Genomic DNA, 25,905 nt, shown 5'->3' with positions numbered 1-25,905 from the left:
GTTCGGCATGGCAACACCTCCTTGGCATTCTTCATAGTATGCATAATCACTCTGTCAATAGCACTATAGATAGTGTTGTTGCTAATGTAAAGCTCTTTGTACGGCATTCTCTCCGTCACCGCCGGAAGGGGAAGCAAGGGCTCGACCATCTGGATTAACCCTTAACCCTTAACCCTTAACCCTTAACCCTTAACCCTTAACCCTTAACCCTTCACCCCTTACCCCTTACCCCCAACGAATGATGCGGGATTAAGGCCGCCAGGAACATGCCTGGAACGGAGATCAGAAAGCTAATCCCAAAGAAGTAACCATATCCTACCCAGGAGGTGAGAAAACCACTGACCACTCCTGCATACAAGCCGCTTATACTCATAAGACCAGTGCCAATGGCATAATGCGAGGCCTTAAACTCAGGTAGGCAGATTCGCATTAAGAACGTCATGAGCACGGCTGTGCCGAGCCCCCCTGAGAACTGATCGAAGGCATGTACTGTTGCAACCGCGGCAATCTGCTCAGAGGTGACAATCTGCGTGATCTCACCCCCGGTATTAGCTGTAACAAGGGCTGAAAGTTTTAAGGCCAGCAACATATAGATTAAATTAGTGACGTTTTGTAGAAACAAAAAAGGCCAGATCATCTTTTTCAGTGAATATTTTGCAATACACCAGCCACCGATAATCGCCCCGACAATAGAGCAGGGCAGTCCAATTCCGGCAGAAATCCAGCCGTAATGCGTCTTTAGACCCAAATCAACAATGAAGGGTGAATACATGGTTGATAGCATATACTCACCTGAGCGAATGCAGATTATAAAACCAAGGATAGTGCCTATTTTATCTCGATCGATGAATGAGTGAAAACTCCTGGCATAGAAGCTTTCCGGATTGTCTGTGATAAACTTATGCAACCGCCTCCTTAAAAGCCAGACGATAAACAGGCCAAGAAAAAGAGTGAGGCTGATGAGAACTGGAAAGCTAAGCTTTTTTAGGAATAAATGGTCTTGTTGCAGATCAGTGTAAAATGCTGAGTTAGAGAAGGCACGTAGACTTATGATCAGTAAGGCTATTACGATAATCTTAAAGGAGTGAGTTTTAATAAATTGAGCCGAGGGAATTTTGAGTGCTTTAGATTCTATCTCTGTTTTTGGTAGTAAGAAATTGTTGAGTATTAAAAGGGCGATCATGATAGTTGCTGCCAGACAGAAGGCAAGTGTCCAGTTATATACAGCGCCCACCGTTGAGACGACACCTGTACCAGTCATCATGGCAATTCTGTAGGCCATGACCCGATAACCGAGAAATTTTGCCTGCTCCTCAAGGTTTAAGGCCTCCATATAAAAGCCATCAATGGCAATGTCGTGGGTTGCGGCCAGAAAACTGCCGGCAAAGAACAGCACTGCGATGAAGGGTACGGCCTGGTTTAACGGGGTTAAAAAGGCAGTCAGAACAAAGAGGCAGCAAAGTAAGGATTCTGTTAAAAGCAGCCATTTTCGCTTAGTGCCAAAGGTGTCAACAAGGGGGCCCCAGAGAAATTTTAAGACCCAGGGTAGACCGAAAACCGAGGTCACCCCCAGTCCTTCGAGGCTCATGCCCTGAGCCCGAAAGTAAAACGATGAAATCGTCCTGATTATTGTATATGGAAAGCCTTCCGCAAAATATGTGCTGAAGGCCCAGACGGAAGTTTTTACATCCTTAGAAGACATTTTTTAGTCAGCACCGCTGGTGAAATGTAATTCGTTGTTTTTAAAGAAAAGAGTGGAGTCGACAGGTAACACAGGTTTTTATACCCGCATATTTTTGTATAGCTTCATACATACATGAAAAAGCTGGTAAAATAAAAATAAAATTGCGACAATAGAAAACAAAAGATAACCATTTACCCAGGATGATTAATGGCCAGGCATGTTCTCATAGTTGAAAAGTCGCAGGCAAACAGGCGTATGTTGCAGTCTCGTATTCTGGCCATATTCGACGATGTCATTCTTTCTGAGGCGGCTGATATAGCCCAGGCCGAAATAATACTTGATAACAGCATAATCCACCTGGTTCTGTATGGCTGGGAGCCTGATGACGAGTTGGGGATTACCTTTTGCCGAGAGCAACTGAGGACTGCCACTGGGGATGAAATCCCTTTTGTTTTTTTAGTAAGTGGTAAGGAAATAGCAGTGGAGGCACTTGAAGAGTACGGTGAGTATAATATAGTCCGTTTGCCTTGTTCTGCGGAAGAATTAGCGGCGGGGATGGATCAAACCTGTCGACCTTCGAGCCTCAGAGAAAGCAAACGATACTGTATCTCTGGTATGACCGGTTTTATTGAGCAGAGGGGTTTATCTCTGGCATGTAAGGTTCTGAATATAAGTTTCGGGGGGATGCTGGCTGAGTTTGAAATGAACGCACAGTTTAACTGTATCGACCCCGTCATGATATCGGTACTGTTTGGCAGCCAGGACAGTCGAGTTAAAAGTGTGTACGCTATTCTATCGAATATTACAGTAATTGACCGAAATAGTGATCATACCCCTCGACTGGTCAGGATGGGGGTTAAATTTCTTAATGTTCCAGAGCAGGCCCTTGAGGCCCTTCAAGCCATTCTGCATCGTGCAGAAGAGGAAGAAGAGTGCAGCCAGGAATAACTGCACCGATAGCGACAACAGTTATAAAAGTTATTTTTTGACCATCTCCAGGGCAGCCTGAATAATTGATGGTGAATCAATCTTAGCTTGTCTTCTTAAAGTACTCTGGGTTGCATGTTCCATGAAGGCGTCAGGCAGGCCCAAAACCTTGATCTGAATACTTGTGATAGAATGAGAAGCGAGAGTTTCAAGCACCGCGCTGCCGAAACCACCCTTTTTGACATTTTCTTCAATTGTAATAACTCGCCCTATTTTTTTTGACCAGTGTACGATAAGTTCTTCGTCTAATGGTGAGATAAAGCGTGGATTGATAACTGCTGCATCAACGCCAACCTTTTTAAGGCCTTCTGCTGCTTCAATTGCAGGATTGACGCAACCACCAACAGGAATTAGTAGAATATCTGTGCCTTCCCGCAGAACCTCTCCTTTGCCAATCTCTAAAGATTCAAAGCGATTGTCAAGTTTACATCCGATTCCGGACCCACGCGGATAGCGGACAGCGGCAGGGCCGGGGTGTGAAATTGCTGTATGAATCATGTGGCGGAGCTCATTCTCGTCTTTTGGTGCCATCAAGACCATGTTTGGAATCATGCGTAGAAACGTTAAATCAAAAACACCATGATGTGTGGGGCCGTCATCACCGACAAGTCCACCTCTATCAAGTATGAAGGTGACCGGCAGGTTTTGCAGGCAGACATCGTGAATAATTTGGTCTAAAGAACGCTGTAGGAAGGTGGAATATATTGCAACAACCGGATGAACGTTTTCAGAGGCCAGGCCTGCCGCAAAGGTAACAGCATGCTGCTCGGCGATGCCTACATCAAAAAAACGGTCAGGGAAGCGTTCTGCAAATTCGGTGAGCCCGGTTCCGGCGGGCATTGCAGCGGAAATAGCCACAATCCTCTCGTTTTTTTCAGCAAGTTCGCAAATTGTCTTGCCAAAAATTTTTGTATAGGAGGGGGGCGAATCACCATTTGATAGAGGCCGCCCATTTGAGAGATCAAATGGGCCAACCCCATGGTAATCACCAGGATTTTCCTCTGCCGGTTTATAGCCCTTTCCTTTAGTGGTCAGAACATGGATAAGGGTTGGGCCATTGCTGAATTTGCTAACATTTTCAAACGTTTCAATGAGGGAATCGAGGTCATGACCGGGAATGGGGCCGATGTAGTCAAACCGTAAGGCCTCAAAAAGCATGCCTGGAGTGAAAAAAGCCTTAAAACTGCCCTCACTCTTCTTGAGAACCTGTAGGATGTTTTCACCAACATTTGACAGTGATTTTAAAAAATGTTCGGTTTCGCGCCTTACTTTAGTAATGGTGCGGCCTGTCATTTTTCTGCTTAGAAAGCTCGATAAGGCGCCAACATTTGGAGAGATTGACATCTCGTTATCATTTAAGATAACAATGAGATCCTTGCCAAGGTGGCCTGCTTGGTTAAGTGCTTCAAAGGCCATTCCACCAGTCATCGAGCCATCGCCGATAACAGAAATAACTTTTTGATCACCGCCATTGATATCACGTCCACATGCCATGCCCAGACCAGCTGAGATTGAGGTGCTGCTGTGGCCTGTGTCAAAGGCATCGTAAGGGCTTTCATCTCTTTTTGGGAAACCACTGAGACCGTTATGCTGCCGTATTGTGCTGAATCGATCACGGCGGCCTGTGATGAGTTTGTGGGCATAGCACTGGTGGCCGACATCCCAGATCAGTTTATCGGTTGGAGTATTAAAGACATAGTGAATTGCCAGGGTGAGCTCAACAACACCGAGACAAGGCGCTAAGTGCCCACCCACAGAAGACACAGTTTTAATAATTTCACTGCGAAGTTCACCGGCCAGAATATTGAGTTCGTCTAATTCGAGTTTTCGTAAATCGATAGGAGAGTTGATGGTGTCCAAAAAAGTAGAGGGGTAGGTCATGGTTGTCTCTTAATCTCAGCGATATTAGTAAATTTAAAGGCTATCAATGTGTGCGGCTATAGATGTAGTCAGCAAGGCTTCTCAGTGGATCAGCCTTTTGGTCAAACTCTCTTAAGGCGTTTTTGGCTGCCTCCACCGTTTCTTGCGCCATGAGTCGAGTTTTTTCGACACCAAAAAAGGCCGGATAGGTCGCTTTATTTCTGGCTGCGTCAGAGCCTGCTGTTTTTCCGAGTAACTCAGTTGTTCCCACCACATTTAATAGATCGTCAACGATCTGAAATGCTAGTCCTACTTTATCTCCATACTCAGTGAGCGATTTGTACTCGTCACTGTTTGCTCCCGCTAAAACAGCACCAGTTTGCACAGAAGCAGTGATTAAGGCGCCGGTTTTACAGCGGTGAATCATTTGCAAAGTGCTGAAAGATACCACTTTCTCCTCAGAGTCAATATCCAGCGCCTGGCCGCCAACCATGCCCAGCGATCCGACCGCCTGTGAAATGGTATGAATTATGCGTAGTCTGGCGTTATCTGAAACTACTTCGGATAATTCTGGTTTGGATAGCAGTTCAAAGGCAAAGGAAAGTAAACCGTCGCCGGCAAGTATGGCACCTGCTTCTCCATAAATCATGTGATTGGTTGGTTTTCCACGTCGTAGTTCATCGTTATCCATGGCTGGCAGGTCGTCATGGATGAGTGAGTAGGTGTGGATACACTCAAGGGCGCAACAGACTGGCAAAAATGGCATAATATCTTTACCCAGGGCTTCAACGGCGGCAAGGCATAAGATGGGGCGCACCCGTTTGCCGCCCGCCTTGAGACTGTAATTCAAGGACTCGATGTGCGTGGTCAGCTCAGTGGTAGGCGTAAGTATGCACGTTTGCAATGCCCCCTCAATGATACGACGTTTCTCTGATAGATATGATTTAATGTCCATAAAGGGCTATGAGTTGTCCTGAGAAAATTCGTCGAATGGCTGCGCAGTAACTAAGCCATTCTTGTTGAGTAGAATGTCGATTTTCTTTTGAGCCTCATCAAGTTTCTGGCTGCAAAATTCGGCCATTTTCATGCCTTCATCAAATTTTTTTATAGACACCTCAAGGCTCAAATCACCGCTTTCAAGCTCTCGGGTAATTTGTTCAAGTGTATCTAAACTCTCTTCAAAAGATTTTTTTGCCATTGTCTGTATATTTTCGACTTTTTCCGGTAGTATTAACCAACTAGTTGGAGTAGCGGACGGTATGTGTGAATCAGGAATAATAAAAGAATCTGCTGCAATAGGCAAATTAAAAAAAAATGGCTTACCATTGAGCCAAAGCTGCCTGCCAAATTTCTAACCGATTACATGTTGTCGGACAAACTGGGACGGATCAATGTCGAATGAAGCTGGCGTCTTGGTTGAGGCCTTTACCCGCTGGCTTACAGTGGAAAAAGGGTACTCCGATCATACGGTCGACAACTACCTGCGTGATATTAATGCATTTCTGGCCTTTGTCGGTCATGAACGGCTTGAGGTTGTGACAGCAAAAGATGTCCGGGCATTTATCTATTCCTTGCTGGGCAAAAACAAGAGTTCTTCCGTTGCCAGAAAACTTTCTGCATTACAGACATTTTTTTCCTATTCAGTTAGAGAGGAAAAAATAGCTCGTAACCCCCTTTTGGGCATTTCACGTCCAAAACAGGAGAAGTATATTCCTGTTTTTCTCAGTGTGGATGAGGTTTTTCGGCTTGTCGAAGAACCCGATGAACGAGACAGTTTTGCCGCTCGTGATAGGGCAATTTTGGAGTTGCTCTATTCCACCGGAATGCGTGTGGCTGAACTTGTTAATTTAAATAAAAGCTCTCTTGATTTCGGTACAGGAATGGTTACGGTAACCGGGAAAGGAAATAAGGAGCGGTTGGTCCCTATGGGGCCACCTGCTTTAGAGGCCTTGAAGAGTTATTTTGTCCAACGTGATCGGCTTATTTGTGATCGACTTAAGCGGGGTAATGCTATTGATCAGGAGGTTTTGTTTGTCAATAGTCGAGGAAGCCGGATTACCACCCGGAGTGTTGAACGATCAGTGCGGCTTTACGCAGAGCGGGCCGGAATTTTGATACCTGTTACCCCGCATTCGATTCGTCATTCCTTTGCTACACATTTACTGGAAATGGGGGCGGATTTACGAATCGTTCAGGAGTTGTTGGGGCATGCCAGTTTGTCTACCACCCAGAAATATACTCATTTGACTATTGATCGTCTGATGGAAGTTTATGATAAGGCCCATCCGAAGGCCAGAAAACCTCTGTCATAGAAAAGAGGAAGGAGGAAATTAATTAAAGTGAAAATTCGATCAACAACCATAATTTCTGTACGTAAAGGCGATGATATAGTTGTTGCTGGTGATGGGCAGGTATCATTGGGAAATACAGTTATGAAGCATAATGCTCAGAAGGTACGGAGACTCTATAATGGGGAGGTGATCTGCGGTTTTGCTGGTGCTACAGCAGATGCTTTCACTTTATTTGAAAGGCTTGAGGCCAAGCTTGAACAGTACAATGGCAATCTGCTGCGTGCCTGTGTCGAGTTGGCAAAAGACTGGCGGACAGATAAACTCCTGCGCAAACTAGAGGCCTTTTTGGTGACAGCAAACAAGGACCACTCTCTTCTGCTTACTGGTACTGGCGATGTAATCGAATCTGATGATGGTGTGTTGGCCATCGGTTCTGGTGGTCCTTATGCGCAAGCGGCGGCAAAGGCCTTGCTGGAGAACACCGATATGTCAGCTGAAGAAATATGCAGGGCTGCAATGAAAATAGCAGCTTCAATTTGTGTCTTCACCAATTCACAGGTTACACTGGAGAAAATTTAATATGCTTAAAGCCAGTTGTGAGAGAGAAAATATGAATGCCTTGACGCCAAGAGAGATCGTCTCGGAGCTTGATAAATATATCATTGGTCAGGCAGATGCCAAGCGTTACGTTGCCGTAGCCTTACGAAACCGTTGGCGGCGCCAGCAGGTTCAACAGCCGCTACAGGATGAAATTTCTCCTAAAAATATCATTATGATCGGTCCTACCGGTGTGGGGAAAACCGAAATAGCTCGACGGCTTGCTAACCTGGCTCAATCTCCTTTTCTTAAGGTCGAGGCTTCAAAGTTCACAGAAGTTGGATATGTCGGTCGAGATGTTGAGTCCATGATTCGAGATTTATTGGAGATATCAGTCAATATAGTCCGTCGTCAAGAGCAGGAAAAGGTTGGCGAAAAGGCTGATGTGCTCGCCGAGGAGCGTCTTTTAGATCTTTTGGTCCCACCGCCACCTTCTGTGCCAAAAGCTTTTAGTAATTCTGCCCCTCCCGCAGAGGGTGGGATTCCAGAAGAGCTTCCTGCCCCAAATACAACCCGGGAAAAGTTTCGTCAAATGCTGCGGGAAGGTAAGCTTGACGATAAAGAGGTTGAAATGGATGTTGTGCAACAGCAGCAGATGCCGATGGTTGAGGTTTTTTCAAATGCTGGTATTGATGACGTGGGTGGTGGCTTGAAAGATGTTTTTGGTAAAATGTTTCCCAAAAAGAAGAAAAATCGTAAGCTGAAGATTGATGAGGCCTTAAAGATTCTGAAAAATGAGGAGTCTGAAAAGCTCATAGATGAGGAAAAAGTGACACAGCTCGCCATAAAGCAAGCTGAACAGTCCGGGATTATCTTTCTTGATGAGATTGATAAAATCGCCTCACGGCAGGGCGATGGGCACCAGGGAGGAGAGGTTTCTCGGCAGGGGGTGCAGCGAGATCTACTCCCCATTGTTGAAGGCTCTATCGTCTCGACAAAATACGGGATGGTTAAAACTGACCATATCCTTTTTATTGCCAGTGGGGCGTTTCATCTCTGCAAACCCTCAGACCTGATACCGGAGCTGCAAGGCCGGTTCCCAATTCGAGTCGAGCTTGACTCCTTAGGTGAAGAGGATTTTTATCGTATCTTGACTGAGCCTGAAAATGCACTGGTTAAGCAATATATCGCTTTGATGGCAACTGAAGGAATTGATTTGCATTTTGACGATGGTTCAATCCGAGAGATGGCTCGTATCGCTGCCTTTGTCAATGATAAAACCGATAATATCGGGGCAAGAAGGCTGCACACGATTATGGAGCGGCTTTTAGAGGATTTGTCCTTTAATGCGCCTGACAGAGAGGATTCAACTTTTTATGTGACCGCTGAGTATGTGCAGGAACAGCTTGCCGATATTTCACAAGACGAGGATTTGAGTCGATTTATTTTGTAGGTGTAGGTGTTGTTTTTTTGTTGAACAACGCTTCAAGAATTGATTTTATAGTCCGTTTGGAGTGACTCATGAAGAAAATGATTTTTGAAAAAAAAATGCGTTACTGTCTTACCTGCCAGGATGAGTATATGCCTGAAATTGAGCAGTGTGGGGTTTGCGGCGCTAAACTGTTGACTGGGGAAGAGGTTGTCGCCAGTCAAAACAGTCGTGCGCAGCAAATGAATGCCCGGAAGGGCGCCTTAACAGATAAAGATGATGTTGTTACCATTCTTAAGGCCTCTATCTCTGAGGTTAGAAGGATTGAACAGCTGTTGGTAAATGAGAATATTGGAACATCTGTCATTGGCGATGGTCCGGCATGTGGGAAGGGCTGTTGCGGTGGTGGTGATGTTGAGCTGCTCGTACGGCGCGAGGATGCTCAGAGCGCAATGCAGATCATCGAACAAGATTTCGATAAAGTTACCGCTATCAATAGCCATAATACAGCGTATGCTGATTATGCCTTCGATTCATCGAGCAGCGCGAATATCTGCCCAGCCTGCGGCACCAGCTTTTCAGGTTCTGCTACCTGCCCGGACTGTGGCTTGTGTTTCGCATAATGAGATAATTTGTGATACCCTTTGTCTGGTTAAATTCGTATAGTGTTAATGTGAAGGCTATTGATGATCAACATATGGGGTTGATCAATATAATTAATCGGCTTCACGCGGCCATGCTTGAGAATAAATCGAAACTGATAATGGGTGATATTCTTCAGCAACTTGTTGAGTACTCAAACGATCATTTTATGTATGAGGAAAACTTGTTGGAGGCTCATGATTATCCGAGCCTCATTGATCACAAACGAGTTCATGAGGAAATGCGAGAAAAAGTGTGCCAGTTGCAAAGCGACTATCGTTCTGGAAAGGTTATCTTTTCCTTGACGGTGATGGATTTCTTGAAAGAGTGGCTTGCCGATCATATTTTAGGGGATGATCATCTCTATAAAGATTTTCTCAATAGTGAGGGGGTTTATTGAAGTGACTGATACGAGTTTTCTTTGACCCATGATAGAGTAAGTGTCAGATATTGTTGTTGCCGCTTGTTATTTTTGATGGTGTGATTACCGTTTAAAAGGAACCGCTTTACAGAGTTAGGCATAAAAAAAAACAGATTTGCTATTATATAAAATAAAAAAGGAGAAAAACTATGTACAACCAGCATTCAGGACCACCCCCTGTAACAACAATTAATCAAGCTACAGCTCAGGCATCGACGGTTTTCTTGGCGAAGGTGTTTAACTGGATGGCAGTCGGTCTGCTATTAACGGCGGTCTCTGCCTATGTAGTGGCGTCTTCACCGGCCTTACAGCAGATTATTTATCCGATTCATATCGTGCTTGCTCTTGCCGAGCTCGGTTTGGTGTTCTTTTTGTCAGCACGAATTCAGAAGATATCGGCACAGACAGCCACGGCCTTGTTTGTTGCTTTCTCTGTTTTAAACGGTATGACGCTTTCGGCAATTCTACTCATTTACACCATGACCTCGATTGCCTCAACATTCATCGTTACTGCTGGAATGTTTGGTTCGATGGCAATTTATGGAATGGTCACTAAAAAAGATCTCACCGGCATGGGATCGTTTCTTATGATGGGCTTGTTTGGAATCATTATCGCCTCTGTGGTTAATATTTTCATGGCCAGTTCGATGATGGCCTGGGTTATATCCGGTCTCGGGGTTATTATTTTTACCGGTTTAACTGCTTATGATGTGCAGAAAATCACTCAGATTGGTGCGAGTGGAATCATGGAGCAGGGTGATGTTGCGATTCAGAAAATGGCTATCATGGGGGCTTTGACCTTATACCTTGATTTTATTAATCTGTTTTTGATGTTGCTCCACTTCCTGGGTAATAGGAGGGATTGATTTGTTTGAAATCTGACGTTAATTATATCGTACACACCCCATTTACAGTGTAGATGGGGTGTTTTTGTATGAAGATAGCTCTTTTTGTAACCTTTGGTTGACTATCTTTTATGACACTTCGTTTTAAAATACTTCTTGCACTGGTAGTCGTGTTAACCATGGTGGGTGGATTATTGTCCTTTAATACCATCATGGCAAAACGAGAAAGTTTGCAGATGAAACGCCTGATATGGGTTCACCAGAAATACACGGCCCTGCTTAACTTGAAAATCCATGTTGATAGGCAGCTGGCAGATGCCCAGGCCATTTTTATTTATGGTAAAGAAGTTGAGGATGGATTTGAAATCAGTACCGATTCAATTAGAAAGGCTATGGAGGCGTTGATTAGTGCTGTAAATATGGAGGAGGTTTCTGTTGCTGAGGAGATTGAACTTGATTTGATAAATCGACAGGCAACAGCAGCCCGGCTTGTCAAGCTACAGCACATGTATGAGGATATTAATCTCCAAATTGTCCTAATGGGAAGGTTGATCAGCGTTGGAAGGAACGCTAAGGCTGTTGATCACTTTAAGCGCGTCGTTCATGGCGGATTCAATGATTTTTTTGCCGAGATTGATGCCTGGACTGCCTCGGAGCAAAAACAACAGCAGGAGATTGAGAACTTGTACGTGCAGTTGTCTGGTCGGCATAACCTCATGTCTATTGTTGGTCTTTCCATCATTTTGGTCATAGTTCTCTTGTATAGTTTTACTTTTATTTATCTTCTCGGGCCCCGGTTGAAAAATTTACTCAATGGTACCCGGCAAGTAGCTAGTGGTGATTTTGGTAGGCCGATTAAGGAAGAGGGCAAGGATGAATTTACCGCTTTGGCCAAGTCAATGAATCACATGATGAGGGAGTTAGCCGCTTCACGAAAGAAGTTGCTTGAACAGTCGTATTATTCCGGGATGGCTGATATGGTTTCCGGTACACTGCATAATCTTCGGAATGCACTGGCCCCTGTAGTCGTTCAGCTTGAAGCCGTCGAGACAGAGATGAGCAGTGTCCGAACTGACCGGCTCAGGGAGGTTGCCGATGAGATTGGCAATCCTGCCACGGAACCAGAGCGTTTAGATAAGCTTATAGAATATGCACAGCTTTCTCTTATTGAGATGACTGACAGATTGCCGCAGATGTGCAGTTCACTGGCATCTGCCAGAGAAAAAATTGATCTGGTTGAGAAAGTACTTAATGAGCAAAGCCATTTTTCTGATATTGAGCGGCCCCTGGAAACTTTTGAGCTCTCTGAATTGGTGAAAGACAGCAGGGCGCTGGTTAAGCCGGAGTATTTTGAAAGGGTTGTTTATAATGAAGAGAATCTTCATACTGTTGGATCGATAAAGACCCAGCGTATTGTTTTTGTTCAGGTGCTTGCCAACCTTATAAATAACGCCTGTGAGTCAGTGCTTCGTGCTAATTTGCCTCGTGAAAAAGGACGAGTGGTTATTCGATGTCTACCGCAGCCGGAAGACGGTTGTGGCCGAATTCACCTGCTGGTTGAGGATAATGGTGTTGGAATCGATCAGTCTATGCTCACAAAGATTTTTGTCAGAGGCGTAACGGGAAAAGAGAAGGGCTATGGCCTGGGCTTGCACTGGTGTGCAAACTCTATTGCTTCGCTTAATGGTTCTCTCTACGCCGAAAGCGATGGGATTGGTCACGGTGCTAGCCTGCATTTGATTCTGTGAGGGAAGTTTTTTAAGCTACTGTGTTGTGTCAGAATATGTTGTGTAGTTTTGGCTCAGAATTTAGTCCTGACGGTTTGAAAAACCAAGGTCAAGCTCTTTGAGGACGGCTTTAAGGTTTGCCTTAGTATTTTTTATGCCAATCTTTTCCCGAATTCTGTCCCTGTGAAAGTCGACATTGCGTTTGGTCATCTTGAGTCGAGCGCCAATTGATTTAGTAGAAAGGCCTTCTTTGATCATGTTGGCAATATTAAGTTCTGTTGGCGAAAGACGAAAATATTTCTGCGAAAGATCCCTCATGAAAGGGGCCGAAATTTCACTCAAATTAGTCTTGATGATTTTTAAAAATGATTTCTGGTACTCATCGAGAGGTGATTGTTCGAGTTTGTCGAGGTAGGGTTCCACCATTTCATGGATAGCAAAAAGGACTTTTTCCTCTAGTTCTTTTTGCGCCTCCTTGTCCTTTCTGGCCATTTGTTGCAGGGCCTGATTTGCTCCCTCAAGATCGACAGCTCGGCTGGCTAACTCAATTTCTGCATTTTGCAAAGAAGTTAAAGCCTTTCGGTATTTCTGATTGGTTGTTTCGAGGGCTTCAATAGTTAATGTGAGTTCTGAAGTTCTGGCCCTGACCGTTTTTTCCAGGCTCAGATTTGATTCTAGAAGGTCTTTTTCCAGTTGCCATTTAGCGCTGAGCGCCGCTGAAAATTGACGGATTTCATGGGTGTGGAAAGGTTTTTGAACGTATAGCAACTTTTCGGGGGGCTGCACTCTCCGGGAAATTTCTATTGGTGATATATCAGAGTAGGCGGTAACGATAACAAGGTTGATGTGTGGGTCTAGCTGGCGAATTTGTTCAGCAGTGGATACTCCGTCAGGGCCTGGAGGCATTCTCACATCAATGAAAGCTACTGAAAAGGGCTTGTTGTCGGCAAGGGCGTTTCTAACAGAGCTAACAGCCTCGTCACCTTGTCGACAACATTTAATATCAAACTGAGGTTTGTCGACTGCAAGGGATGTTGTTGTGAAAAGGCTCATCTCCAGATCGTCAAGGCGGGAACGATTCAATGGTTTAGCAAAAATCTGTTGATAGCTCTCAAGTATGCTCTCTTCATCATCGACAATGAGAATGCGGTGTGGTGTCATGGCTGGCAGTTGCAGGGGCTATGAATTGGCGTAATGATCGATATCATAAATATCCCTTTATCGAGACATTGATACTCTCGCCTTGATTTGCATCAGATTGGCCAGGTAGTCCTTTTGATTTTCAATGGTGTCGGTATTCTCGATATCTTCGATAACTGAGTCTAAAGTGTATATTTCATCAATGTTGTATTTATTGAGTGAGTTCGTTACCGCCTGATCCAGAATGAGCATGCAATAATATTTGATTAAAACCCGCATGTTTGAGTTTCGCCTGAAGAGATACGATTGACCGCCAAGTGTGTTGAGGAAAAAGCTGGCATATTCATAGAGTTTCGGAAGTGGGAAGTTCATTTGAATTTTGGTGTCATTGCAGGTGTTGGCAATTTGGGACCACTCCCAGAAAATACCCATGAGGTGTTCGATGTTTGCATGTTCGTAGGCCAACATATCTTTAATAAGTGACATGTCCTTGTGACCCAGAACCCGGTAAAAATGGGCAGTGTTTTTGAGAACCGTAAACAGATCGTCGGTCTCTTCATTTATTATGGGTGGGTTGTTGAGCAGTTTGATAATAAGTTTATTGCTGTACTCTTGAAGGGGTTCCTTGATTTCGTAGGCCCTGATATAGTCTTGTTCCTGCAGGTTCGAAAAAAAATCTGTCAGATTTTCTGAAACCCGGGCGCACGGTGAAGGGGGAGTGACTGCCGGTGACGCTGGTTCTGGAGGAGAGGGTTCCTTGTCAGGTTGAACGGGATTTTCAGTAGTTTGGTTTTTGAGTTCCTCGATCTCCTTTAAGGGGTTTTCCCAGGTGAATTGATCATCTGGTTCAATTACATTTTTGCTGGTGAAAAATGTTTTGAAAAGTATGAAGCCGGCTCCGGCTGCAATGACGATGAGAATAATGATCAATAAAGATGATTTTTGCTTATTGATTTGTCGACTTGTCTTTGACATTGATTTAGGTCTGTTGAAAGATTATAGGTGATTTGTAGCCCGTTCAGGGGAGGGCCAGCCAGAAGAAGGGTCACGGTGTTAGTCTCCCCCACTGATTTTATGAAAAATACTATCGTGCTTTGCATGGAAGGTCAACAAAATTCATGCCTTGAGCCCTGCTCATTCAAGGCCCTATGGTCGACCGCGGAGGAGAGATGAAAGAAGTTGGTTTTTTTAAACGGATCTGGGCGGAAGCATTGCCGTTTGTCGCACGTAGTCCGGAGATGAAGGTGGCATGGCTTGTTGAGATATTTAACAAAGAGTCCTTGACCCTTGAAGAGTTGGCGCCTTATATGCACCTTCTAATAAGCGAGTATTCAAGCTTTGTAGATGGGGTGAACTATGATGTGATGACAGACACATTGAAACCGGTTTTCGGTAAGCTTAACCGCGGTACTGTGGCGCGCATGATCCAATGTGTTGAAATTTATGACCTTCCGGTTCTCTTGTCTCTGATAGAGGATTTGTCTGTTGATGAGGCAATTCTGGCGCTACGGAAAAAACCACCGGTTTATGAGAAGAAATCCCTGCTGGTTCTAGACAAAGTATTTCAGGCAGTTAATGAGAGCCGGGCCGGGTTGCTGGCTCAGGCGGCTAAGAAGATGGAAGAGGAAGGAGATGTTCCGGAGCATTTCCCTGTATCATACGCAAGATTTAAAGAGATTTTGCATGATGAGAAAATCCTGATGGCACTCTATCCCCAGGTGAAAACTTGACAAACTCGCAGATAGCGTAGAGTTCGAAAAGTCAAAAAAGGTTCAGCGCCACTCAATTAAATCAACTCGTTACAGAGGATAATGGGTAAAAAAAAAGGATTTTGCCGTTTAGCAAAATCCTTTTAATGATGGGGATATTAACTTTGGAGGAGAAAGAACTATTTCTTTTTACCAGATGCCCTCTTGGAAGCTTTAATTGGATTAACTCTGATTTTTACTGAAATGATCTCTGGCTTCTTATGAGTTGCAAAGTTGCAGATGCCCAGTTTCCATTTGGCTGCCGGGGCTGAATATGTCTTGCAATATTTTTTCGATTCAAATTCGACGATGCGGTCACATCCGTCACAATTTTCAATTACAGGGTTAAATATTCCGCTGCTATATAGCTGGTTGTTTGCTGTCGCCATGTGTATATATCTCCTTGCACTGCGCGTTTAAATAGTCAATTTCGATAAAGTTCTTACTGCTGCTTTGCTTCTTATTGCAACGAACGAATCATGTTATATAAAGTAGTCGGCTTGATGTGTCAATATGAAAACATTTCCAACTCGATGATTTGCAGTTAACTTGCCTACATGATTAAAAAAAATATTATGGTGTCTATTGTATTAAAAAAATAATTATTATAAACTTATTAGTAATTAATCATTGTTGATGGAGAAACAGCGTGCCGCAATTCATTTATAAAGGTGTTAACTCTTACGGTGAAAAGCGCAAGGGAAAGATAGAAGCGCATAGCCTGGAAGCTGCAAAGTCACAAGTCAAAAGGATGAGGATTACGCCTACTTTTGTTAAAGAGGCCCCTAAAGATCTTTTTGAAAATGTTGCTTTTATGAAGCCAAAGGTGACGGGCAAGGATGTTGTTATTTTTACCCGCCAGCTTTCTACTATGATTGATGCTGGCTTGCCACTTGTGCAAAGTTTAGAAATTCTAGCTTCTCAGCAGGAAAACCCAACATTTAAGAAGGTTTTGGTAGAATCTCGTTCTGATGTTGAGACTGGAAGCACTATTGCGGAAGCATTTAAGAAACATCCGGAATGTTTCGATAATCTATACTGCAATATGATTGATGCCGGTGAAGTTGGTGGTATTCTCGACACCATTTTGAGCCGGCTTGCCGGCTACATGGAAAAAAACATGGCTTTGGTGAAGAAGGTTAAAGGGGCCATGACCTATCCCGTCATTTGTTTGTGTATCTCTTTTGTTGTAATAGTGGTTATGCTTGTTTTTGTTGTACCGGTATTTTCAAAGATGTTTGCCGATTTTGGCTCCGCATTGCCTGGTCCGACCCAGTTTGTTGTTGATGCCAGTGAATTTTTAAAAAGGAGCATCCACATTATCGGCGCAGGAATTTTTGCGGTTATCTGGTGCGTTAAGAAATATTACAAGACCGAGAAGGGGCAGCTTAATATTGATAAGCTACTGTTAGTTGCACCGATTATTGGCCCGCTGCTTCGACGTGTTGCCGTTTCAAAATTTACAAGAACCCTGAGCACAATGTTATCTAGTGGGGTACCAATACTTGAGGCTTTAAATGTTGTGGCAAGGACAGCCGGAAATAAGGTTATTGAGAAAGCCATATTTCGAGTAACTGATGCCATCAGTGAAGGACGCCCTATTGCAGAACCTCTTGAAGAAACGGGAGTTTTCCCTGGCATGGTTGTCCAGATGATCAATGTCGGTGAAGCGACCGGGGCGCTGGATATTATGCTTGAGAAAATTGCCGACTTCTATGATGAAGAGGTCGATCAGGCAGTCGAAAACCTAACGGCTGCTATTGAGCCGTTGATGATGGTGTTTCTTGGTGGATTGATCGGTGGGCTTGTAGTTGCGATGTATCTGCCAATCTTTAAAATGGCTTCAGCGGTTGGTTAAACTACATCTTAATACTAAAAAATAATTATGGGAGAGGATTTATGGGTGAAATTATAGGGGTTCTTGGTCGTGAAGTTTTTGATTCCAGGGGCAACCCAACCGTTGAAGTTGAGGTGTACCTCGATAGTGGGATTATTGGTCGGGCGATCGTGCCGTCTGGTGCCTCTACGGGTACTAGAGAGGCTTTGGAACTTCGAGATGTTCGTCGTAAACGTCTTGGCGGTAAAGGTGTGCTGAAGGCTGTCGATAATGTGAACAAGATTATCGGGCCTGAAATCATAGGGCTTGAGTCTACCATGCAGGTTACTCTTGACCAGACTATGCTTGAGCTTGATGGAACTGAAAACAAGAAAAAACTTGGCGCAAACGCAATACTTGGTGTTTCGATGGCTATTGCCAGAGCTTCAGCCGAAGAGTGTGGTCTTCCCCTGTATTCGTACCTTGGTGGTGTTAATGCTAAAGTTCTGCCGGTACCGATGATGAATGTGTTAAATGGTGGATCTCACGCCGATAACAACGTTGATATCCAGGAATTTATGATTATGCCGGTGGGCGCCAATAGTTACTCCGAAGGGCTATGGATGGGCGTTGAGACTTTTCATAGTCTTAAGTCGGTGCTCAGTAAGGCTGGACATCAGACCGCTGTTGGTGATGAGGGTGGTTTCGCTCCGAACCTCCGATCGAATGAGGAGGCTATGGAGTCTTTGCTTGAGGCTATTGTGAAGGCTGGCTATACTCCTGGAAAAGATATGTATATTGCCTTAGATGTAGCTGCCAGTGAACTTTATGATCAGAAAAAGAAAAAATATGTTCTGGCGGCTGAGAAAAGTTCGCTCAAATCGACAGACCAGATGATTGACTTTTTTGAGGACTGGGTAAAAAAATATCCACTTGTCTCAATTGAAGACGGCCTCGATGAGTCTGATTGGAGTGGCTGGAAAAAATTGTCTGATCGATTAGGCAAAAAAGTTCAGCTGGTTGGTGACGATATTTTTGTGACAAATACTAAAATTCTTCAAGAAGGTATAAATAAAGGCGTGGCTAACTCTATTCTGATCAAGTTGAATCAGATAGGCTCGGTTACTGAAACAGTTGATGCCGTTGAGATGGCACATAGGGCTGGATACACATCCATTATTTCTCATCGCTCGGGAGAAACTGAAGACACTACCATAGCTGATTTAAGCGTTGCTTTGAATACCGGACAGATTAAAACAGGTTCCCTTTCTCGGACAGACAGGGTGGCTAAGTATAATCAGTTACTGCGTATTGAAGAGGAGCTTGGATCGGCTGGACGCTATGCTGGAAAATCAGCAGTTAAATTTATTTCTTGATAATATCAAGTAGTTTTGATAGGTTACGTGGCTTAACCGGTTAAGAGGGAGGTTCGAAAACATGACATTGACGAAGGCTGATCTTGTTCAAAAGGTTTATGAGATTCATGATCTGACAAAGGTTCAGGCTGCAGACGCAGTAGAAACCTTTTTAGGCATTTCAAAAAATTGTCTTGAAAATGGACATGACCTTCTTATCAGCGGTTTTGGCAAGTTTAACGTGAAGGTGAAAAAATCTCGACGCGGACGTAATCCTCAAACCGGTGACGAGCTTATTCTTGATGCCCGCAAAGTTGTTACTTTTAAACCGTCTGGTATTTTAAGGGATCGAATCAACGAAGGCTAGAACGTTAGCTGAGTGCTGGTGATTTGAAATCGGGCAGATTCCTACAGGGAATCTGCCCGATTTTTTTGTTCTGTCGAGCTGGAAATTGTGGTACATGGTTGTGGCAGGCAGGGTAAGCTGCTTTTAGGCTCTGCCCAGTTTGAAAATTGGTCTGGTTCAAAGAGGTTCAGGCCAATACTAGTGTACTTATTTCCGTTTTATCCGGTCCGGAATAGTGACAAACTCGCAGATAGCGTAGACTTCGAAATGTCAAAAAAGGTTCAGTGCCACTCAATGAAATCAACTAGTTACAGAGCGAGCCGGGGATGTCGAGCGGCTTTTCGAAGTCTAGCGCTTATCTTCGAGACCATCAATAGTTACAATTTAACAAAACTCTCTAAAGGAATCTGAGCATGTACACTTTGCTTGAGCTTGCTGAGTTGGTCAATGGAGATATTGAGGGTGACGGAGCACTGCAAATTTCTGGTGTTGCCGATTTGGATCACGCTTCGTCTGGAGATATTAGTTTTGTTGCGTCGCTTAAAAATAGTGAAGGCCTGAAGTGGTCGAAGGCTTCAGCCTTTATAGTCCCTAATAATCTGCTTGTCGTCGATAGCCCAGTTATTCGTGTTGACGACCCCTATCTTGCTGTGGCGATTATTCATAACAGGTTTCTGGCAAGGCCTTTCAGGGCCAAAGGGATTCACCCAACTGCTGTTATTGGTAACGATTGTAAAATAGATGACGAGGTTACAATCGGTCCTCATGTCTCTATTGGTGACCGTGTTACCATTGGTAGGGGTGTCTACGTTCATCCCGGAGTTGTCGTTGAAGACGACGTTTGTATTGCAGAGGACGTTCAACTTAAAGCCAATTGTACAGTCGGTTATGCCTGTAAGATCGGCAAGCGTGTGATTTTGCATGCGGGTGTTGTTGTCGGAAGTGACGGCTTTGGTTATGCAACCGATAAATTTGGTCAACACATTAAGAGACCACAAGTTGGTAATGTGGTTATTGAAGATGATGTGGAGATCGGCTCAAACACCTGTCTTGATCGAGCTACTTTTGGAACAACACTCATAAAACAGGGTGCTAAAATTGACAACCTGGTTCAAATTGCTCATAACGTTGTCGTTGGCGAAAACTCTATTATTGTGTCCCAGGCCGGTATTGCCGGCAGTAGCAGTCTGGGGAGAAATGTTGTTATTGGCGGGCAGGTAGGTATCTCTGGACACATTCATATAGGTGCCCAGGCCATGGTTGGCTCTAAGTCGGGTGTGCATAATCACATCCCTGAAAAGACCATTGTTTCAGGGTATCCGGCAGTTGCTCATAAACTGTGGCTACGAACTTCGGCGATTATTGCTAAACTTCCGGAGTTGGCAAAAGATGTACGAACCTTAAAAAAAGATGTCGCACGCTTGTTGGCACCTGGTGACGAATGATGATTTTTATTAATGCTCTTGAATGGTTGGAGGAATTATGAGTTTAGTTGCTGAGCAGCTTAATATCGTCGAGATATTGAAGCTACTGCCCCATAGGTACCCCTTTGTAATGGTGGATCGCATTCTTGAACATACCCCAGGGAAAAAGATAAAAGGCCTGAAAAATGTGACTATTAACGAGCCGTTTTTTCAGGGGCATTTTCCTGTGCAGCCGGTTATGCCAGGTGTTTTGATTCTGGAAGGACTTGCCCAGGTTGGTGCAGTTATGGCGTATCTGGATAATATGGAGAGTGTTGGCAGTAAACTTGTGTACTTTGCTGGTTTAGACAAGGTTCGTTTCCGACAGAAAGTTGTCCCCGGGGATCAGCTCATTTTTGAAGTCGAAACTATAAAACGAAAATTGAGCCTTTGGAGTTTGGCTGGCAAGGCGTATGTCGACGATAAACTTGTTGCTGAAGCAGATTTGATGGCAACTTTTGGTTGATTTGTATTTCGATTTTTGAATTTCCCTTGACAACTTAACCAATCAAAACAACAAAATAACTAATTTTTACATGTGATAATTATGAGTGTTCATCCAACCGCAGTTGTGGAATCTGGCGCAGAACTTGACAGCACTGTCAAGGTAGGGGCATATGCCGTAATAGAGAAGGGTGTGCGGGTTGGTGCTGATACCGAGATTGGTCCGCATACCGTAATTTCTGGTCGTACTACGATTGGTGAGAGAAATTATATAGCTTCGTTTGCCTCAATTGGAGGTGTTCCACAAGATTTGAAATATAATAATGAAGAGACAGAGGTTGTGATTGGTAGCGATAACCGGATCAGGGAGTATGTGTCGATTCATAGAGGAACGCCAACAGGTGCAGGCATTACAACTATTGGCGATAAGAATATGATTATGGCCTATTGCCATATCGCCCATGACTGTAAGTTGGGCAATGAGATCATTCTTGCAAACGGTGCAACGCTGGGGGGGCATGTGCAGATTGCAGATAATGTTAACCTGAGCGGCATGGTTGGAATTCATCAGTTTACCCGAATTGGTCCGCACTCTTATATTGGTGCTATGTCTGGTATCAGTAAAGACGTTCCACCATTTGTTATTGCCTCAGGTGTCCGCAATAAACTTCGAATTACTGGAATCAATAAAATCGGCTTGAAACGCTGTGGATATGACAGTGAAAGTATTCGTATGGTAAACAAGGCCTTTGTCTATATTTTTAAAACACCCGATCTTCTGTTGAATGACGCATTAGAAAAGGCTATTACTGAGTTTCCTGACTGTAAACCAGTTATTACCATGGTCGATTTCTTCAGGGCACCAAACAGAATGGGGGTGTTGCGAAAGGTGGATGGTGAGTAACCCGATTGGTATAATTGCCGGGGGAGGGCAGTTTCCCTTGCTCTTTGCCAGAGCGGCTAAGGCCAATGGCCGGAAGGTAGTTGCTGTCGGGCATACCGGCGAAACGTGGCCGGAGTTGGAAGACGAAGCTGATTTTTTTCAATGGGTTAAGCTGGGCCAGCTCGGCAAACTTATCAAGTTTTTAAAAAAAAATGATGTACGTGAAGCTGCTTTTTTGGGAACGATTACCAAAACTCGAATTTTTAAGGACGTTTTACCAGATCTTAAAGGTTTGACACTTTGGAATAAAATTGATGTCAAGCAGGATGATGGCATATTAAGAGCGATTGCACAGACCCTGGAAGATGATGGCATTAAGGTAGTTGAGTCAACTTTATATTTACAGGAACTGCTCTTTCCTCAGGGTGTTTTGTCCAAAAAAAAACCCAATGAACAGCAGATTGCAGATGTTCGCTTTGGGTGGAAAATTGCCAGAGAAGTTGGTCGGCTTGATATCGGTCAATGTGTTGTGGTTAGAGATTGTTCTGTCCTGGCAGTTGAAGCTATTGAGGGTACTGATGCTGCCATACAACGCGGTGGAAAACTTGGCCGTAAAAATGCGGTTATTGTTAAGGTTAAAAAACCCGGACAGGATTTTCGCTTTGACTTGCCTGCCATTGGCCCAAAGACAATTGAAAGTATGGTAGAGGTCAAGGCCTCAGTCCTGGCTGTTGAAGCCGGACAGGCTCTATTGTTTGATAGTCAGGAGGTCATTCGGTTAGCCAACCACTCAAATATCATTATTATTGGTGTTCAGGAAACAGACGAAGGTCTGTGCTGGAATCAGTAGTTTTTCCACCATAAAAAAACGACACTATCCTTATGCAAGCAATGGTCCTGGCTGCAGGCCTTGGTACCAGGCTCAGGCCTTTCACATCAGTACGTCCAAAACCTCTTTTCCCTGTCATGGGAGAACCTTTGATCCTGAGGATTATCCGTAGCCTTCGACGATCTGGTTTTACTCGCATCGTAGTAAATGCATACCACCTGAAAGAACAACTGATTGCGCTCTTAGATTCTGAGCCTGACATTATCCTGCAGCTTGAACCTATTGAGCTTGGTACCGGGGGAGGGTTGCGAATGGCCCTTGAATCACTGGCACCCGGTCCGGTATTGGTGACTAATGCTGATATCTACCATGATATTGATTATCGCTGGGCCTATGAGAGTCATCGTGGTTCTGGTGCAGGCGCGACGCTGGTGATGCATAACTGTCCTCGTTTTAACAAGGTGTTAGTCTCTGAGCAGGGGAATATTATATCGTTTCAATCTGAAATGATTCCTGAGCCAGCCATGAAAATAAGGGCCTTTACAGGCATTCATGTACTGGAAACTGCCTTGCTGAATCTGATACCACAAGGGCAATTTTATAGTGTAATTGATGCCTATACTGCTTTTATTTCTCAAGGCGGCATAATAAAGGCCTTGGAGGCGGACAATTGTTTCTGGCGGGATATTGGAACACCTGCTGATTATCTGGAATTGCATAGAGATTTCGTCACGGGAAGCAGTCAGGAGATTCAGAAGGATCAGCGTCGTGATGGCTTTCAGTTCGGGAGTGATACACGTCTGGAAAGGAATGTTACCCTCAAAGAGTGGGGCTACATTGGTGCAAATGTTACAATTGGTGTTGGGTCGCATCTTGAACGTGTTGTGGTTTGGGATGGTGCGAAAATTCCTCCCGGGACGATTGCTAAAGATACAATAGTTGTATGAGTCCTATTAAATTCTAGACCGTAACTCTCTGGTCTGTATGCTTTTGTCAGGAATTGATTGAATACTATGGAAAGTTTTCATGAACACATAGACCGCCTGCTGGAACAGGGGAAGTTGTCGGCTGCATCCCATTGTCAATATGAACGCTTGTCTGGTGACGGCTCTGATCGTGTCTTTATCAGAATTGCTCTGGATACAGGTGCAAGCTGTCTGGCAGTGTTTCCGTCACCAACATTGTCTGCCGGAAATGCTTTGGCTGAAGCCAATTCTGCCTATTCCATTAATAAGCATTTAGAGAGCAAGGGCGTTGCTGTGCCTCGTGTATTTGCTTATGATAGTGTTTCCGGCGGGATTTTATTTGAGTATCTAGGCAATACGCTCCTTTATGATATTGTTAAAAAGAAGATAAGTGATCCTGTTGAATGGTATAAAAAGGCGCTTGAAAATTTGGTGACCTTTCAGGCTAAAGGGGTATCCGGTTTTAAGGATTCATATTGTTGGGATACCCCGAACTATGATCGGCAGCTGATGCTGTCTCGTGAGTCAGGTTATTTTTTGCGTGAGTTTTGTGTTGATCATGTTGGCTTGAAGGCCATCTCAGTAGATCTCCAGGATGACTTTAACCGTCTTGCTGACAGAATCACTAAGGAGGGCTGCCGGTTTCTTTTACATAGGGATTATCAGTCACGAAATTTGATGGTTACAGATAAAGATCTATATATTATTGATTTTCAAGGAGCACGTTTCGGGCCGTTAGGGTACGATGTTGCATCGCTTCTTAATGACCCATATGTAAACTTGGACGCGGGCCTTAAAAAAATGCTCTTTGAGTATTACCTTGATGTCCTTGCCCAGCAAACCTCTGTAGATAGAGGTCATTTTGTTGATGGGTATTATCATATAGCCCTGCAAAGAAATCTTCAGGTGCTTGGTGCCTACGCCTTTTTAGGTTACAAAAAGAATAAAGTTTTTTTTCGGGATTTTATTGCACCGGCGTTCTCAAATCTTTCAAGTTTAGTCCATGGAGAGCTTTCAGGGACGTACCCAGCATTAGAAGAACTAATTAAAGAAATTGCAGGTAAAGTGTCTACGCAATTATAGGAAATTAACGCATGAACGATCGTCAATATAAGATAGTTGCTTTAGTTGGAAGGCCCAATGTTGGAAAATCATCTCTTTTTAACTGTCTGGCTAAAAAAAATAAGGCAATTGTTGATCCAACTCCGGGTGTAACTCGTGATCGGCATTATGAAGTCGTAACAGTCGATGAGCGCAGCTTTATTCTGGTGGACACCGGTGGTATTGAGCTTGAAAAAGTCAGCAATCATGAGATGGAAATGGTGGGTGAGAAGAAGGTTACAAGCCTTATTCGTATGCAATCTCTGCTGGCAGTTGAAGATGCCGATATAATCGTATTTCTGATGGACGCCAAAGAGGGTCTGGTTAAGGATGATTATGAGCTGGCTGCTATTTTACGCAGAACCGAAAAACCGATTTATTACGTTATCAACAAGATTGATAACGCCCATCAGGAAGATATGCTAATTGCACCCTTTTATGAACTTGGTGCTGATAAGTTGTGGGCTATTTCATCTGCGCATAACTACGGAATAAAGACGTTCTTTAGTAATCTAGTCGCCTCGATGAAATCATCTGATTCTGCTCCTGATGTCGTTGAAGGTGAAATAGGCCTGGCCTTTATTGGACGTCCTAATGTGGGGAAATCGTCCCTTGTTAATCAGATACTGGGCCAGGATCGCATGGTTGTTTCTGATGTGCCAGGTACGACTCGCGACTCTGTTGATACTCGTTTTCAGTATAAGGGCAAAAATTATCTGTTAATCGATACAGCAGGAATACGACGCCGGGGTAAAGTTCAGGATAATGTAGAAAGGTTTTCGGTAATGAGAGCCTTGAAGTCTATGGAGCGCTGTGATCTTGCCCTTATTCTTATTGATGCCGAGGAAGGAATTACAGAGCAGGATACCAAAGTTATCGGTTATTCGGTGGAGCGGGGCAGGGCGTGTCTTGTCCTGTTAAACAAATGGGATCTTATCAAAAATGATAAGAAAAAACAGAAATGGCTGCTTGATGAAGTGGAGATGGCAACTCGATTTATTGGTTATGCTCCTACCTTGCAAGTCTCAGCCTTGACTGGGCATGGCTGCAAGAAAATCATAACTTCATTGAATAAGGTTTATGAGCAGTTTTCCTTGCAATTTACCACGGGAAAACTCAATCGTGTGTTGCAAAACGCTGTGGGGTTGCACTCACCATCGCTTTATAAAGGAAAACGAATTAAGTTCTACTACACGACTCAGATCAGTACAAAACCGCCAACCTTTATTATTTATGTTAATTACCCTGAAGGCGTTCATTTCTCATATTTTCGCTTTTTAGTGAACCAGTTCCGAAAGGATCTCAAGTTAGATCAAACTGCGTTACGTATTTTTTTACGGGAAAGAAAAAGAAAGAAGTACGATTAAAAGCCAAGATCGATCAGTTCAAGAA

Annotated in this window: 26 protein-coding genes; 19 read left to right on the top strand and 7 right to left on the bottom strand. The window is 44.0% G+C overall.

The features are described 5' to 3' along the window. Positions 1–211: 211 nt before the first annotated feature. A complete protein-coding gene (locus HQK80_05210; protein ID MBF0221616.1) occupies positions 212–1,702 on the bottom strand; it encodes an MFS transporter in 1,491 nt (496 codons plus the stop codon). Positions 1,703–1,891: 189 nt separating this feature from the next. On the opposite strand from HQK80_05210, the gene HQK80_05205 reads away from it, so the two are divergent. Further along, a complete protein-coding gene (locus HQK80_05205; GenBank protein ID MBF0221615.1) occupies positions 1,892–2,632 on the top strand; it encodes a PilZ domain-containing protein in 741 nt (246 codons plus the stop codon). Between the two features lie 30 nt (positions 2,633–2,662). Here the strand turns inward: HQK80_05205 and HQK80_05200 are convergent, their stop codons facing one another. Genes HQK80_05200 through xseB form a run of 3 tightly spaced genes read right to left on the bottom strand, consistent with a single transcriptional unit; the run spans position 2,663 to position 5,729 of the window. Next, complete coding sequence (locus HQK80_05200; protein MBF0221614.1) at positions 2,663–4,552, bottom strand: 1-deoxy-D-xylulose-5-phosphate synthase; 1,890 nt, start codon at positions 4,550–4,552, stop codon at positions 2,663–2,665. A gap of 43 nt (positions 4,553–4,595) precedes the next feature. Beyond that, entirely contained in the window at positions 4,596–5,486 is an 891-nt protein-coding gene (locus HQK80_05195; protein ID MBF0221613.1) for a polyprenyl synthetase family protein, read from the bottom strand. A 6-nt stretch (positions 5,487–5,492) separates the two neighbouring features. Beyond that, entirely contained in the window at positions 5,493–5,729 is a 237-nt protein-coding gene (xseB, locus tag HQK80_05190) for an exodeoxyribonuclease VII small subunit (GenBank protein MBF0221612.1), read from the bottom strand. A gap of 193 nt (positions 5,730–5,922) precedes the next feature. Here xseB and HQK80_05185 point away from each other — a divergent pair, with 193 nt between their 5' ends. The 7 genes from HQK80_05185 (at position 5,923) to HQK80_05155 (ending at position 12,444) form a co-directional block, all read left to right on the top strand. Beyond that, positions 5,923–6,843, top strand: a complete 921-nt coding sequence (locus tag HQK80_05185; GenBank protein MBF0221611.1) for a tyrosine recombinase XerC — start codon at positions 5,923–5,925, stop codon at positions 6,841–6,843. Between the two features lie 27 nt (positions 6,844–6,870). Next, entirely contained in the window at positions 6,871–7,401 is a 531-nt protein-coding gene (gene hslV, locus HQK80_05180) for an ATP-dependent protease subunit HslV (protein MBF0221610.1), read from the top strand. A gap of 31 nt (positions 7,402–7,432) precedes the next feature. Then, entirely contained in the window at positions 7,433–8,812 is a 1,380-nt protein-coding gene (hslU, locus tag HQK80_05175) for an ATP-dependent protease ATPase subunit HslU (GenBank protein ID MBF0221609.1), read from the top strand. A gap of 68 nt (positions 8,813–8,880) precedes the next feature. Then, positions 8,881–9,411, top strand: a complete 531-nt coding sequence (locus HQK80_05170; protein MBF0221608.1) for a hypothetical protein — start codon at positions 8,881–8,883, stop codon at positions 9,409–9,411. Positions 9,412–9,422: 11 nt separating this feature from the next. After that, positions 9,423–9,830: a hemerythrin family protein gene (locus HQK80_05165; GenBank protein ID MBF0221607.1), complete on the top strand. Its 408-nt coding sequence runs from the start codon at positions 9,423–9,425 to the stop codon at positions 9,828–9,830. Positions 9,831–10,000: 170 nt separating this feature from the next. Further along, positions 10,001–10,717, top strand: a complete 717-nt coding sequence (locus tag HQK80_05160) for a Bax inhibitor-1/YccA family protein (GenBank protein ID MBF0221606.1) — start codon at positions 10,001–10,003, stop codon at positions 10,715–10,717. Between the two features lie 110 nt (positions 10,718–10,827). Next, positions 10,828–12,444: a HAMP domain-containing protein gene (locus HQK80_05155; GenBank protein ID MBF0221605.1), complete on the top strand. Its 1,617-nt coding sequence runs from the start codon at positions 10,828–10,830 to the stop codon at positions 12,442–12,444. Positions 12,445–12,504: 60 nt separating this feature from the next. On the opposite strand, the gene HQK80_05150 is transcribed toward HQK80_05155, so the two are convergent. Together HQK80_05150 and HQK80_05145 are read right to left on the bottom strand one after the other, a co-directional pair. Next, entirely contained in the window at positions 12,505–13,584 is a 1,080-nt protein-coding gene (locus HQK80_05150) for a response regulator transcription factor (GenBank protein ID MBF0221604.1), read from the bottom strand. A 57-nt stretch (positions 13,585–13,641) separates the two neighbouring features. After that, positions 13,642–14,538 carry a hypothetical protein gene (locus HQK80_05145; protein ID MBF0221603.1) on the bottom strand — a complete coding sequence of 299 codons (897 nt, stop codon included), beginning with the start codon at positions 14,536–14,538 and terminating at the stop codon, positions 13,642–13,644. 194 nt (positions 14,539–14,732) lie between these two features. Between HQK80_05145 and HQK80_05140 the strand changes: the two genes are divergently transcribed. Next, the gene (locus tag HQK80_05140; protein ID MBF0221602.1) at positions 14,733–15,293 is read left to right on the top strand and encodes a hypothetical protein; all 561 of its coding nucleotides are present in this window, start codon (positions 14,733–14,735) and stop codon (positions 15,291–15,293) included. A 158-nt stretch (positions 15,294–15,451) separates the two neighbouring features. Here HQK80_05140 and HQK80_05135 read toward each other — a convergent pair whose 3' ends face one another. Beyond that, positions 15,452–15,700 (bottom strand): PxxKW family cysteine-rich protein, encoded by a 249-nt coding sequence (locus tag HQK80_05135; GenBank protein MBF0221601.1) that lies wholly within the window; start codon positions 15,698–15,700, stop codon positions 15,452–15,454. 260 nt (positions 15,701–15,960) lie between these two features. Here HQK80_05135 and HQK80_05130 point away from each other — a divergent pair, with 260 nt between their 5' ends. The 10 genes from HQK80_05130 to der all read left to right on the top strand — a co-directional run bounded on the left by HQK80_05130 (position 15,961) and on the right by der (position 25,880). Beyond that, a complete protein-coding gene (locus HQK80_05130; protein MBF0221600.1) occupies positions 15,961–17,169 on the top strand; it encodes a type II secretion system F family protein in 1,209 nt (402 codons plus the stop codon). A 41-nt stretch (positions 17,170–17,210) separates the two neighbouring features. Beyond that, positions 17,211–18,503: a phosphopyruvate hydratase gene (eno, locus tag HQK80_05125; protein MBF0221599.1), complete on the top strand. Its 1,293-nt coding sequence runs from the start codon at positions 17,211–17,213 to the stop codon at positions 18,501–18,503. Between the two features lie 61 nt (positions 18,504–18,564). After that, positions 18,565–18,849 (top strand): integration host factor subunit alpha, encoded by a 285-nt coding sequence (locus tag HQK80_05120; GenBank protein ID MBF0221598.1) that lies wholly within the window; start codon positions 18,565–18,567, stop codon positions 18,847–18,849. Positions 18,850–19,241: 392 nt separating this feature from the next. Next, positions 19,242–20,273 carry a UDP-3-O-(3-hydroxymyristoyl)glucosamine N-acyltransferase gene (gene lpxD / locus HQK80_05115; GenBank protein ID MBF0221597.1) on the top strand — a complete coding sequence of 344 codons (1,032 nt, stop codon included), beginning with the start codon at positions 19,242–19,244 and terminating at the stop codon, positions 20,271–20,273. A 37-nt stretch (positions 20,274–20,310) separates the two neighbouring features. Continuing rightward, on the top strand, positions 20,311–20,757 hold the full coding sequence (fabZ, locus tag HQK80_05110) for a 3-hydroxyacyl-ACP dehydratase FabZ (GenBank protein ID MBF0221596.1): 447 nt from the start codon (positions 20,311–20,313) through the stop codon (positions 20,755–20,757). An 81-nt stretch (positions 20,758–20,838) separates the two neighbouring features. Next, entirely contained in the window at positions 20,839–21,639 is an 801-nt protein-coding gene (gene lpxA, locus HQK80_05105) for an acyl-ACP--UDP-N-acetylglucosamine O-acyltransferase (protein MBF0221595.1), read from the top strand. Further along, positions 21,629–22,468 (top strand): UDP-2,3-diacylglucosamine diphosphatase LpxI, encoded by an 840-nt coding sequence (gene lpxI, locus HQK80_05100; GenBank protein ID MBF0221594.1) that lies wholly within the window; start codon positions 21,629–21,631, stop codon positions 22,466–22,468. Before lpxA ends, lpxI begins: the two co-directional genes overlap by 11 nt. Positions 22,469–22,500: 32 nt before the next feature. Then, the gene (locus HQK80_05095) at positions 22,501–23,394 is read left to right on the top strand and encodes an NTP transferase domain-containing protein (GenBank protein MBF0221593.1); all 894 of its coding nucleotides are present in this window, start codon (positions 22,501–22,503) and stop codon (positions 23,392–23,394) included. Positions 23,395–23,460: 66 nt separating this feature from the next. Beyond that, positions 23,461–24,495, top strand: coding sequence for a phosphotransferase (locus HQK80_05090; protein MBF0221592.1), 1,035 nt, complete (start codon positions 23,461–23,463; stop codon positions 24,493–24,495). A gap of 11 nt (positions 24,496–24,506) precedes the next feature. Continuing rightward, positions 24,507–25,880 carry a ribosome biogenesis GTPase Der gene (gene der / locus HQK80_05085; protein MBF0221591.1) on the top strand — a complete coding sequence of 458 codons (1,374 nt, stop codon included), beginning with the start codon at positions 24,507–24,509 and terminating at the stop codon, positions 25,878–25,880. Positions 25,881–25,905 lie beyond the last annotated feature (25 nt).

The sequence above is a fragment of the Desulfobulbaceae bacterium genome, assembly GCA_015231515.1.
In the GTDB taxonomy this organism is placed as follows: domain Bacteria; phylum Desulfobacterota; class Desulfobulbia; order Desulfobulbales; family VMSU01; genus JADGBM01.
This window is presented reverse-complemented; position numbering and strand designations above follow the sequence as displayed.

Coding starts and splice junctions, on each gene's coding strand:
- HQK80_05205 (MBF0221615.1), top strand. CDS start 1,892: ATGGCCAGGCATGTTCTCATAGTTGAAAAGTCGCAGGCAAACAGGCGT.
- HQK80_05135 (MBF0221601.1), bottom strand. CDS start 15,700: ATGGCGACAGCAAACAACCAGCTATATAGCAGCGGAATATTTAACCCT.
- xseB (MBF0221612.1), bottom strand. CDS start 5,729: ATGGCAAAAAAATCTTTTGAAGAGAGTTTAGATACACTTGAACAAATT.
- HQK80_05160 (MBF0221606.1), top strand. CDS start 10,001: ATGTACAACCAGCATTCAGGACCACCCCCTGTAACAACAATTAATCAA.
- HQK80_05195 (MBF0221613.1), bottom strand. CDS start 5,486: ATGGACATTAAATCATATCTATCAGAGAAACGTCGTATCATTGAGGGG.
- lpxA (MBF0221595.1), top strand. CDS start 20,839: ATGAGTGTTCATCCAACCGCAGTTGTGGAATCTGGCGCAGAACTTGAC.
- HQK80_05210 (MBF0221616.1), bottom strand. CDS start 1,702: ATGTCTTCTAAGGATGTAAAAACTTCCGTCTGGGCCTTCAGCACATAT.
- HQK80_05185 (MBF0221611.1), top strand. CDS start 5,923: ATGTCGAATGAAGCTGGCGTCTTGGTTGAGGCCTTTACCCGCTGGCTT.
- fabZ (MBF0221596.1), top strand. CDS start 20,311: ATGAGTTTAGTTGCTGAGCAGCTTAATATCGTCGAGATATTGAAGCTA.
- HQK80_05200 (MBF0221614.1), bottom strand. CDS start 4,552: ATGACCTACCCCTCTACTTTTTTGGACACCATCAACTCTCCTATCGAT.
- HQK80_05150 (MBF0221604.1), bottom strand. CDS start 13,584: ATGACACCACACCGCATTCTCATTGTCGATGATGAAGAGAGCATACTT.
- HQK80_05145 (MBF0221603.1), bottom strand. CDS start 14,538: ATGTCAAAGACAAGTCGACAAATCAATAAGCAAAAATCATCTTTATTG.
- hslU (MBF0221609.1), top strand. CDS start 7,433: ATGAATGCCTTGACGCCAAGAGAGATCGTCTCGGAGCTTGATAAATAT.
- der (MBF0221591.1), top strand. CDS start 24,507: ATGAACGATCGTCAATATAAGATAGTTGCTTTAGTTGGAAGGCCCAAT.
- HQK80_05090 (MBF0221592.1), top strand. CDS start 23,461: ATGGAAAGTTTTCATGAACACATAGACCGCCTGCTGGAACAGGGGAAG.
- HQK80_05155 (MBF0221605.1), top strand. CDS start 10,828: ATGACACTTCGTTTTAAAATACTTCTTGCACTGGTAGTCGTGTTAACC.
- HQK80_05170 (MBF0221608.1), top strand. CDS start 8,881: ATGAAGAAAATGATTTTTGAAAAAAAAATGCGTTACTGTCTTACCTGC.
- HQK80_05095 (MBF0221593.1), top strand. CDS start 22,501: ATGCAAGCAATGGTCCTGGCTGCAGGCCTTGGTACCAGGCTCAGGCCT.
- eno (MBF0221599.1), top strand. CDS start 17,211: ATGGGTGAAATTATAGGGGTTCTTGGTCGTGAAGTTTTTGATTCCAGG.
- HQK80_05120 (MBF0221598.1), top strand. CDS start 18,565: ATGACATTGACGAAGGCTGATCTTGTTCAAAAGGTTTATGAGATTCAT.
- HQK80_05140 (MBF0221602.1), top strand. CDS start 14,733: ATGAAAGAAGTTGGTTTTTTTAAACGGATCTGGGCGGAAGCATTGCCG.
- lpxD (MBF0221597.1), top strand. CDS start 19,242: ATGTACACTTTGCTTGAGCTTGCTGAGTTGGTCAATGGAGATATTGAG.
- lpxI (MBF0221594.1), top strand. CDS start 21,629: ATGGTGAGTAACCCGATTGGTATAATTGCCGGGGGAGGGCAGTTTCCC.